This window comes from Caballeronia sp. NCF2, assembly GCF_023631205.1.
In the GTDB taxonomy this organism is placed as follows: domain Bacteria; phylum Pseudomonadota; class Gammaproteobacteria; order Burkholderiales; family Burkholderiaceae; genus Caballeronia; species Caballeronia zhejiangensis.
This window is the reverse complement of sequence record NZ_JALQDN010000119.1, coordinates 1-1022: the sequence shown is the minus strand read 5'-3', so window position 1 is coordinate 1022 and position 1022 is coordinate 1. Positions and strand designations below refer to the sequence as shown.

At 65.7% G+C, this 1022-nt stretch carries 1 protein-coding gene; it reads right to left on the bottom strand.

Features of this window, described 5'->3' with window-relative positions; all coding sequences use genetic code 11:
• Nucleotides 1-1022: acetyl-CoA C-acetyltransferase (locus NCS02_RS36155; RefSeq protein WP_250523708.1), on the bottom strand; the 1022-nt coding region annotated here is incomplete at both ends.

Genomic DNA, 1022 nt, shown 5'->3' with positions numbered 1-1022 from the left:
TCGCGCTTCTGCATTTCGTGCAGCAGCGTGACGAGAATCCGGCAGCCCGACGCGCCGATCGGATGACCGATCGCGATCGCCCCGCCGTTCACGTTGATCTTCGACTGATCCCAACCCATCTGCTTGTGCACCGCCAGCGCTTGCGCCGCGAACGCCTCGTTGATTTCCATCAGATCGAGATCGTTCACCGACCAGCCCGCGCGCTCCAGACAGCGCTTCGACGCCGGCACCGGGCCCATGCCCATGATCTTCGGATCGACGCCCGCGTTCGCGTACGCCTTGATGCGCGCGAGCGGCGTCAAACCGAGCGCTTCGGCCTTTTTCGCCGACATCACGACGACCGCCGCCGCGCCGTCGTTGATGCCCGATGCGTTCGCAGCCGTCACCGTGCCTTCCTTCGAGAACGCCGGCTTCAGGCCGGCGAGCGCTTCGGGCGTCACGCCGTGACGCACGAATTCGTCGGTGTTGAATTGCAGCGGCTCGCCTTTACGTTGCGGAATCGCGACCGGCACGATTTCATCGTTGAAGCGGCCCGCCTTCTGCGCGGCTTCCGCCTTGTTCTGCGACAGCGCCGCGAACGCGTCCTGCTGCTCGCGCGTGATGCCGAATTCCTTCGCGACGTTTTCCGCCGTCGTGCCCATGTGATAGTTGTTATAGACGTCCCACAGGCCATCGACGATCATCGTGTCGATCAGCTTCGCGTCGCCCATGCGGAAGCCGTCGCGCGAGCCCGGCAGCACATGCGGCGCCGCGCTCATGTTTTCCTGGCCACCCGCGACGACGATCTCCGCGTCGCCCGCGATGATCGCGTTCGCTGCCAGCATCACCGCTTTGAGGCCCGAGCCGCAGACCTTGTTGATCGTCATGCCCGGCACCATGTCGGGCAAGCCCGCCTTGATGAGCGACTGGCGCGCCGGATTCTGGCCCGAACCGGCCGCGAGCACTTGGCCCAGGATCACTTCGCTCACCTGATCCGGCTTCACGCCCGCGCGCTCCAGCACGGCCTTGATGACCGTCGCGCC